This window comes from Bacteroidia bacterium, assembly GCA_016218155.1.
Taxonomy (GTDB): domain Bacteria; phylum Bacteroidota; class Bacteroidia; order Bacteroidales; family GWA2-32-17; genus GWA2-32-17.
On sequence record JACREQ010000046.1, the window covers coordinates 212,582 to 223,011 of the forward strand.

Here is a 10,430-nt window from a genome sequence, read left to right on the forward strand (position 1 = left end):
TATGTCGGTAACAACAGAAACAATAAATAGAGGTATTGCAGTTCTTGAGAATTTTCAGGACAGTAAACTTTTAACGAATTTAAACAGCTGTGTTCATTGCGGGTTATGTGCCGAGAGTTGTGTTTACTACTTAACATTTAAGCACCCATATTATGTTCCGGCAAAAAAAGTTGATTTAATTTCTTCTTTATATAAACGATATTTCACTTTTATTGGAAAAAATATTCCTTTTTTAGTAAATGCAAAAGATCTTAATGAGGAAAATACCAAAGAAATGGTTGATCTTTTTTTTGGTGCATGTACAATGTGCGGCAGATGTAATCTGCATTGCTCAATAGGTATTGATATCGCATTTCTTGTAAGAACCGGAAGAATTATGCTTGCGCAGATGGGAATGATTCCTGCCACAATTCAGTCAACAGTTGATGCATCGATTAATTCGGGAAATAATATGGGAATTACAACCGAAGAGTTTGTTGATACAATAAAATGGCTTGAGGATGAATTGAAGGATGAAATGAATGATGAAAACGCAAGAATTCCTTTGAATGATAGTAATGTAAATATTTTATATACTTTAAATCCCAGAGAACCTAAATTTTTCCCTTTGTCAATCTCGGCAATGGCAAAGATTTTTTATGCAGCCAAGGAAAGCTGGACTATCTCAACTAAAATGTATGATGTTACGAATTATGGTTTTTTTACCGGAAATGTAAAAGAAGCAACCATAATTGCCAACAGATTATTTGATGAAGTGAAAAATATTGACGCCAAGGAATTAATACTCGCCGAATGTGGTCATGGCTCAAGAGCATTTCGTTGGGAGGCTCCAAATTATTTAAAACAATCTTTTGATTTTGATACTAATACCTCTGTTGAATTAATTGCAGAATATATTAGAACAGGCAGGATAAAAGTTGATAAAACAAAGCTGACTCAAAAAGTAACACTTCACGATCCTTGTAATTTGGTGAGAAATGGTGGTGTTTTTAAAGAGCAAAGATATATTCTTGAGCAAGTTGTTACAGATTTTGTTGAAATGACTCCAAATGGAATTGATAATTATTGTTGTGGAGGAGGAGGTGGGCAACTTGCTATGAGTGAATATAATGAAAGGCGAATGAAGATAGGCGAAAGAAAAGCAATACAAATAAGAAATACAAATGCTAAAATTGTTGTAACGCCATGTCATAATTGTGTTGACCAGCTTATGCAGCTAAATTCATATTATAAATTAAACGTACAAATAAAAACAATAGCCGAAATTGTTGCCGATGCAATAATATCTGATTAAAAAATAACAAAATGGAAAAACTTATTTATCTTGACAATTCTGCAACTTCATTTCCGAAGCCTGATTTTGTGTATGATTTTATGAATGAATTTTACAGAACCAAAGGTGTAAGCCCTGGCAGAACCGGATTTGATGCAGCAATTGAAACTGAAGAGATGGTTACTGAAACAAGAAAAATGTTAACAGAATTGTTTAACGGTGATGGCGATTTTAACAGGTTAACATTTAGTTATAATGCCAGCGATTCATTAAATATGATAATGCAGGGTTTGGCAGAAAAAGGCGATCATGTTGTAACAACTATGCTAGAGCATAATTCTGTTTTGCGCCCGTTATATCATATGACTCAATCAGGTTTAATTGAAACAACATATGTTCCTTTTAATAAATTAACAGGTTATGTTGATCCACTGGATATAAAAGCTGCAATAAAACCCAATACTAAATTTGTTATTGTTAATCATTGTTCAAATGTATTAGGTACTGTGCAACCTGTTACAGAAATAGGAAAAATATGCAAGGAAGCAGGTGTATATTTTGTTGTTGACGGAAGTCAGAGTGCAGGTGCTGTAAATGTTGACATGCAGAAAATGAATATTGATGCTTATATTTTTACCGGACATAAATGTTTAATGGGACCAACAGGAATTGGTGGATCTTATGTTATGAAAGATGTTCCGGTAAGATATACACGTTTTGGTGGCACGGGAGTTCGTTCTGCACAGTTAACTCACCTTGATGAGTTTCCTTACAGACTTGAATGTGGTACTCTGAATTTACTAGGTGTTGCAGGATTAAATGCAGGTGTAAGGTGGATAAAGGAACAGGGAATTGAGAAAATTCATTCCGAAGAAATGCGACTATGGGATAAGCTCAGAAGAGGTGTTCATGAAATTGACAAGGTAACAACATATTGTGCATTGGATAAAGAAAATAAAAATCCTGTTTTAAGCCTGAATGTAAAGGGCTTTGAATCGGGTGATGTAGGCACAATGTTAGATGTTGATTATAATATTGCATGCAGAACAGGATTGCAATGCGCACCAAAAGTTCACGAAACAATAGGTACTGATAAAATGCACGGAACAGTAAGATTGAGTATAGGACCTTTTAATACCGAAGATCATATTGATAAAGCTATTGAAGCAATAAAAGAAATTGCAGGATTAAGATAGTATTGCTGCTTTTCGTTGTTACTTGTTAAGTTTATTGAGAGTTATACTAGTCAAAATGCTAGTCCTCCGCCGCGGCGGAGCGGCGGAGAGTTTATCGAGAACTACATAACCATTACTTCTCGATACGCTACGCACTCGAAGAAGCAAAAGGTTTAACTTTCCAACTCCGCAATGCTAGTCTTCCGCAGCAGCGGACGAAGTAGCAAACGATTTTACTTAATACTACTCTAGGATGCTTGTCCTCCGCCGCGGCGGAGAGTTTATCGAGAACAACAGAAACTACATAACTATTACTTCTCGATACGCTACGCACTCGAAGTAGCAACAAGGTTTAACTTTACTGCTTAGCAATTCTAGTCCTCTGTCGCAGCGGACGAAGTAGCAAACGATTTTACTTAATACTACTCTAAGATGCTAGTCCGCCGCGGCGGAGAGTTTATCGAGAACTACATGAACCACTAATCTATAATACTTGCTTGCAAAATATGTTGAGTATGCTGTTATGGTAACACACTAGCCGCAAACAAGCGTGAGCATGTTTAAATTATTTTTTTGTGATAATTATTAATTTTATTACTTTTATAGGATATTAAAATAATTATAATAAATATACTGCTAACTAGTTGGTGGTATATTAGTGTTAGCACACATTTATAAAATAAAACATGACTGAGGCTTTAGCTGAAAAAGGAATAAAATTATATTCTAATAGAGCTATTGGCATCGCAACATATTTTGGCGGACCAATTGCTGCTGGAATTCTTGTAAGAAGAAATTTTATTAATTTGGGCAATGCAAAATATGGCAAATATTCATTGTATATTGGAATACTTTCGACAATACTTCTATTTATAGGATTATTTTCAATCCCTGAAGATATTATTAATCAAATTCCAAACGTGGTTATTCCAGTTATTTATACAGCAATTATTTTTGCAATAGTAAATAGACTGCAAGGAAAAGATCTAAAAAAGCATAAAGAAAATAAAGGCGAATTTTATTCTGCATGGAAAGCATTTGGTATTGGAGCAATAAATATGGGAATTATAATGGTTTCATTTATAATTTACATTATTATAATTACTTTGTTTTCAGTTAATACTGTTGATCCAAACATTAATAAAGTTCCAACAAATGTAGAATATAAAGCAAAATATGTTATGCCCAAACAATTGAAGGTAAACGATAAAATAATAATTATAGAAAATGCGAATTACTCATTGATTCGGCAAGTAGTAATTGATTTTACAAAAACCTATGACAATTTACAACAATATAAAATAAAACCAATTTCCAAAATTTGGAAAATAAATAACACCAAAACCATAATTACATTTCCATGTGATATCGATTTTGAACTATTTTGTTATTATATAAATTATTTAAAATATCCAATTAACATTAAATACTCACCAAAAATTACAGCTTGGACAACTGCTAAAAGTTCAGACAATTGGCTCACTTCAGATTTTGAAGATAAAAAAGTAATGATGTTTCTTGACCCTTATGATATGGAATATGATAATGTTATGATTACAACAGAAGACAATTATCCTTATAAAATAAGCTTTGCTGTAGGTAAAGGCTTGAGTAAAGTTAAAAATATTATCTACGAATATCAAAAGTGCGAATATAATAATGATAGTATAAAAAGTGTGAGTAATGAGACAATTAAATAAACGTGTGCTAACACCACCTACGATAACAACGAGCAGACATGGGCAACTTGACAATATTAACAAATAATAAAATATTTAACGGTTTGACACTGACTGCAAGTAAATGCACGTCGTTCCGTAGCTTAAACCGTTATCAAGCCTTTAATAAATTAAACGAATGAGAAAAAATTTAACAATATTTTTTGTATTTATCTTTGCTCTATCTTCTTTTGGACAACAGGACTCAGTCCTATATAAGAATAGAGATAAGCTATGTGTTGGACTAAATATAGGAGGACTTTATCCTTTTTATAAAAAATCTATTTTCAATATATCAAATCAATATTATGATCTGACTAATTATACAATAAGCAAGAACAAAGGTTTTTTTATAGGTTTAAATTTAAATTTACAATCAAATCGAAGAAAGCATTTTATTGCTCAACTTGATATTAATTATTTTTATATTACTCAAAACTTAAAATTTTATAGTGTTTTAGATACTAAGATTAATAGAGATATTAAAAACGGGAATTTTAACTTTTCAAACTTAGGTGCAAATATTTCTTTAATTCCAGAATTTATTGTTGGCAATAAAATTAAAACATTTATAGGTTTAGGAATATATTATAGCAATTCGTTTAATTTTAATTATAAAGGTCAATTAGAAACAATTAAATTAAAACAAGTAAATGATAGCTTATCACCTATAGGTTATTATTTTAAAAATGACACAACATTTTACATCAATAATGAAATTAGTAAAGTATTAAAGACAAGTCATAATATTGGTTTAGTTTTTAATCTTGGGTTTGAGATTCCTTTTAGAATGAATAAATTATTAATTATGGCAAGAATCTATCAAAGCAAAAATAATTATATAGAAATAACTGACTTAAGACAATACCTAGTTTCAATAAGTCTGACTATACCATTAAACTATAAATAAAATTGGTCGCTAACACCAGCTAAACCCAAACAGACAGTAGTAACAATATGACAATGATGTGCAATTTAAAGTATTTATTGGTTTGACAATTTGCTTTGGTGGATTGCAAGAAAATGCTTGCCAAACTCAACTGTTACTGTTCAAGTAATAAAAATGATTCTAAAAAAACATTGTTTTATTGTCCGTTCTAGCTACGTTTAATTATCTTTGTTACTTTAAAAACTTAACTCTTTCGCCCCAGCGGCTATCTGTGCCAAAGCCAAGTTTTTCGAAAAATCTTTTCTGATACAAATGAGTTTTTATAGTTTTGTAGTTAAGACTTTGCATTCTGCAAAAGAAATCTTCAACCATTGCAGTTCCTATTCCACGGTTTTTAAGGAGTGATGTTATAAGAACGGCATCAAGTAAAACTACATTTTTGTCCACTATCTTATAACAGATACCTCCAACAATTTTATTGTTACTGTCAATTAAAATATAATGTCTGTCAAGTGTTGAGGCTATTTTAGGATAATTTTCGAGATAAAATAATCTGTAAAGATTTCCAATTTCTAGAGGTTGGTCGGGATGGCGGAATGTGTAATTTAATCCGAATTTATCTGATATAACAGAGTGTACGGCAGTTTGTTCTTTGTCTTTTAATCCGATTTTCCGGATTTCCATTTTCTTTGTAACATTATATGCAGGAAAAACAAGGCGACTGAATATTAATTTGTCATGTTCTTCTACTAATACTTCCTGTAAATCTGATAGCTCTATACACTGCAAAGCAGGTTTATTGTTATCTGAAAACAAAGCATCCAATAATTTGTCAAATGCTAAACGGATAGGTTCATCAGCTCTTTTAAAATAAGTTTGCCTATATAAATAATACCTTGAAATTTCTGGTTGTAAATATAATCTGTATAGTCGTTGAAGTTCAATTATTGTTTGTTCACATGCAATTGCTGTTGCTTTTTTATTCAGTTTCTGCCAATCCCAGTATTCATCAATAGCAGTCATTAAAGTCAATGATGGGTTGAATTTCTCTTTCCTCATTCTTGTGTATTCCAAAAGTATTTCATGCATATTTTCACCATTAGGGCATAAAATATTTTCAGTTTTGAATGAATTTAACAAATCATTTAAAAAATTATCAGCATTAGTTTTTTCAAGAGCTTCGTAACATGAATGAAATATCCAGCGGATGTCGAGCTGTTTTTTTGTTTCGGGATAACAATTTACAGTTTTAATGTAAAAATTATGAACCATTGGTTTTACAAGAGAGAGAGGATTCTGATATTCTTTTATCTCAGACATAGTCTGCAAAATTGCACCTTCATGGTAATCAAGCTCGGATACCACAACATTTGAGGGGCTGATTAATGCAGGAACTATTTTATTTCCACTATTACTCCAGCTTCTATAGAATAAGGTAAACGATTCAACAAAAAGTCTTCTCCATCTGTTTCTTGTTTTTATTGCTTCCTCTTCCGGAGGCATTAAGGCAAGCTGGCATATTCTTTTCCATACATTTAATTCGCCTTTATATGCAACTGTTAATGCTTTTAATTCAGGACGGCAGCAACCTATTCTTGGCAGTATTCTAGGATAGAAAGGATACCCGGCCATTGATAATAGCCAGTAAATAGATTGTTGATAATCGTCAGAATTAATATCTTCGCTAAGAATTAACAATAAGTCAAAATGCTTGTTGGTTGTTGTGTTAATACTTAATCGGTAATTCTTAAATTTGTTTGACGATTGAATTGCATAAATCCATATGCCATTATCCGGTACATCTTCGAGCGAAAATGTTGCCTGGTCAAATGCAAGTAAAATAGATTGTTTTAAGAAAGTTTTATCTGATAGTACACTGAATATTTTCTCTGTTTCAATTTTGTCAAGAGCTTCATCGAAAATTATTTTTGACCTGGTTTCTGAATCAGAATATCTCAGAGTTTGGTTTTCAAGTTTCCCTTCGTATTCTTTATAAAGTTCTTCTATGTATTTTGTTGCAATTTCTTTAAGATAGTTGTCATGCTTTAATAATATCCATGCAGAAAGTTCTGCACGAACAGAATTATAGTATTCTGGATGAACCGAGACAAAGTTTACGAGTAGTTCGAAAACATTATTTAATTGTTGATGTATAATGTTACTAGTAGGAAATTCAAGATTGTTCCGATAAGTATGCATTCTTTTACGTAAAGCCTCAAGTCTACGTTTTTCAAGCTGTGAGAATGCAAGGATTTCAATTGATTCATGATTTAAGAAATTCTTTCCCGAGTTCATAAACCATCCGAATAAATTATTGTAACTTTCTTCAGGTTCATCTAATAACAGGGTACGATAAGCTAAGCAACGGATATCTTCATTATCATGTTCTGAAAGAGCAAAAAGCTTTCTACGTATTAAATCTTCAATTCGTTTAGTGTTATCGCCTAACATTGTGCCTAATTCTTTAATTGAATTAATGGCTTTATCCGTTTCGTCGTTGTAAGCACTAATTGTTAAATAATGAGTTTTTGCAAGACTGCTATCTTTTACTTGTGAAATGTTTTTTATGTTATAATTAGCAGATATTTGGTTGCTTATATGAACGTCAATAGAAATATTTCCGAAAGAAATATCCCAACCTTCTTTGCATGGGTAAAATGAAGATAATTCATAATTGCCGCACCATAAAAGTGGTTGTCTGACAATAATTCCAAGATCAAGATAATTATTAGTTAAACTGTAGTTTAAGTTTCCAATCTGTAAATAACTTTCATGTTTTTTAATTGACAATATTTTAGAGTTAGCTCTGTTTTTTAAACCATTATCAACAACAAAAATATCATCATCAAGAATACGTAAATCGCGATAAAACCAGTGTGGTATTTTAATAGTAAGAGATTCGAAATAAAGTTCTACGAAATTATTTTTATATAAACCGTCAATTATTTCTGAAAAGTTTTTTAAAATATTTTTTCTGTTAAAAGTGTCTTTTGCGGTTAATTCATTTAGTTCATGAGAGAAATCTCTGTCTAAAATTTCAAAATTAATTATACGATCATATGGAGCAAGATTTTGATTACAAAGTTCAACAATTTGCCTGAAGTAATCTCTTAGCATTTCTTTTGTTGTACACACTTGAAGTAGTGGTTCTTTTAAATTCGGAACAATAAACAGAACATTATATGGTTTGCCATCACCAACTAAAAATGTTCTATTAATTCCTGCAACTCCTTCGAATTTTTGTTCAACTACTCTTGGAGCAACTGTTTGCCCTTTGTTATTTTTATAAATATCTTTTATTCTATCAACAATCTGATATTGCTCGTCGGGTAATAATTTAAAGATATCGCCTGTGCCTAATCTGTATTCATATTCATGAGGATATTCTATTTCATTATCAAAATTAGCCTCTTCAAGATAATGAGCAATATAATGTCCAGATAATAATAGTTCGCTATTTTCACTTAACATTAAATAAACACCGGGTAATGCCTTTCCAACAGAGTTTTCGGTATAATGTCCAGGCTTTGTCATTGTAATACCTCCTGTAGCTTCTGTCATCCCAAAACCACTACATAACATTATATTATGTTTTTCAAAGAACTTAAAAGAATCAGGACTTAAATAACCTGCAGCTGAAAGTCCCCATCTTAATCTTGCACCAACAACCTCTTTTATATCTGAACTTTCAATTATGCTTTTCTTATTTCTTTCAGAGTTTTCAATAATTCGTTCATGAATCTGTGACCATCTTAACGGAATACTAATAAACCCTGTTGGGTTAACAATAGGAAAATATTTTATTAATGTTTCGGTAGATGGATTTCCGCAGAACGTATATGTGCCTTTCCAATAAAGCATTCCAAGCATTTCAAGAAATCTTCCGAATGTATGATAAAGCGGTAAAAAGCAAAGTAATACTTCGTTGTTACCAACATCGGGCAATGCAGCAGCTCTTGCAAAACGTTTTGTTACCAGATTGTACATAGAAAAAGATACTCCTTTTGGTAATCCTGTACTTCCTGAGGTAAACATTACTGTAGCAACTTGTTTAATGTCACGTTTAACACGATCTACAAGTATCTCGGAAATTTCTAAACCATTTAATCTTTTATAAAATTCGCCAAAATGTGAAATATTGTTATCTTCAGAACCCGATTCACTGTTTATGAAATATAGTGTGATGTCAATTTGTGCATTGTTTTTTAATTGAATTAAACGTTCGTAAATGTTTTCAGAATCGGTTAAAACAATATTTATTTCTAATGTTTTAAAAATATGATCTAATATTTCGTTGTCAAAATGAGGATTTAATGGTGTTACAGGAATGTCGTATAATAAACATGCCAGATCACAACATGCGGATTCGTAACTATTGTCGGAAATTATTGCAACTCTTGGTATATTGTTTTCTGCTGTTTTCCATAGTGCGGCAGCAATTTCACGTGTATGTAAAAAAACTTGTTTATAAGTCCATGTCTGAGGTTTATCAGAAGAGTAATCCTGAAAATAAATATGATCAGGTGCGGTTTCTATACGATATTCAAGCATGTCGAGCAGATTGTAACCAGATGCCTGAATTACTTTAAAAACAGTTTCAGCCCATAAATTTCTATTTTCATCAGTTTCCAGCGATTTTAAATAAATGCTGGTTGAAGTATAATTCAAAAACTTTTTTAATACAACAATTTCAGTTTGTTCTAAAAGATATTGTTCCGTTTCTGTAAGAATTTCAAGGGCTAATTCAGGATTAAAAGTTTCTTTATTTTCTCTCCATGTTGAAATAAGATTGTATAATAATTTTGAATTAGTTTCCATAAATTCATTGAAAATTTAAACTATCACAAAATAAGAATTAAAAATATAAATATGTTTCTAATTTGATGAAAAAATATTTAAATATGTAAGTTTTTAAAATTGTTTAGTGTGGATATGAAACAAAGAAATGGATTAACATGCAATTACTTCTCGATATGCTTCGCCTCCTCCGCCGTGGCGGAGCGGCTGACGAAGTTGCATACTAAGTTATACTAATCAAATGGTAGAATGCTTAATGTTGAAAAACGTAGGAGATTAAATTAGCTCCCATTTTAAGTGCAAGAGTTCTTTTTTCTTCAGAGTCTTTATGAACATCTGCATCTTCCCAGCCATCACCCAGATCGCATTCGTAGCTATAAAAGCAAACTAATCTGCCTTCATGAAAAATGCCAAAACCCTGCGCAGCTGCTCCATCATGTTCGTGAATTTTAGGTAATCCTTTAGGAAATTCAAATTTCTGATGATAGATATCCTGAGAAAAAGGGAGCTCTCAGGCGGATGAGGCCGTCAACGGCGGCGGCGGCGAGCGCCTCGACGTTGATCGAGTTGTAGGTGCT

At 31.8% G+C, this 10,430-nt stretch carries 6 protein-coding genes; 4 read left to right on the forward strand and 2 right to left on the reverse strand.

Going from position 1 to position 10,430, the window contains the following annotated elements:
• Position 1 precedes the first annotated feature (1 nt).
• From HY951_09090 to HY951_09105, 4 genes are all read left to right on the forward strand, one after another.
• Complete coding sequence (locus HY951_09090) at positions 2 to 1,294, forward strand: (Fe-S)-binding protein (protein MBI5540198.1); 1,293 nt, start codon at positions 2 to 4, stop codon at positions 1,292 to 1,294.
• 11 nt (positions 1,295 to 1,305) lie between these two features.
• Entirely contained in the window at positions 1,306 to 2,469 is a 1,164-nt protein-coding gene (locus HY951_09095; GenBank protein MBI5540199.1) for an aminotransferase class V-fold PLP-dependent enzyme, read from the forward strand.
• A gap of 665 nt (positions 2,470 to 3,134) precedes the next feature.
• Positions 3,135 to 4,148: a hypothetical protein gene (locus HY951_09100; GenBank protein ID MBI5540200.1), complete on the forward strand. Its 1,014-nt coding sequence runs from the start codon at positions 3,135 to 3,137 to the stop codon at positions 4,146 to 4,148.
• Between the two features lie 157 nt (positions 4,149 to 4,305).
• Entirely contained in the window at positions 4,306 to 5,076 is a 771-nt protein-coding gene (locus tag HY951_09105) for a hypothetical protein (GenBank protein ID MBI5540201.1), read from the forward strand.
• Positions 5,077 to 5,286: 210 nt separating this feature from the next.
• Here the strand turns inward: HY951_09105 and HY951_09110 are convergent, their stop codons facing one another.
• Positions 5,287 to 9,873 carry a GNAT family N-acetyltransferase gene (locus HY951_09110; GenBank protein MBI5540202.1) on the reverse strand — a complete coding sequence of 1,529 codons (4,587 nt, stop codon included), beginning with the start codon at positions 9,871 to 9,873 and terminating at the stop codon, positions 5,287 to 5,289.
• A gap of 232 nt (positions 9,874 to 10,105) precedes the next feature.
• Positions 10,106 to 10,342: a DUF4159 domain-containing protein gene (locus HY951_09115; protein ID MBI5540203.1), complete on the reverse strand. Its 237-nt coding sequence runs from the start codon at positions 10,340 to 10,342 to the stop codon at positions 10,106 to 10,108.
• Positions 10,343 to 10,430 lie beyond the last annotated feature (88 nt).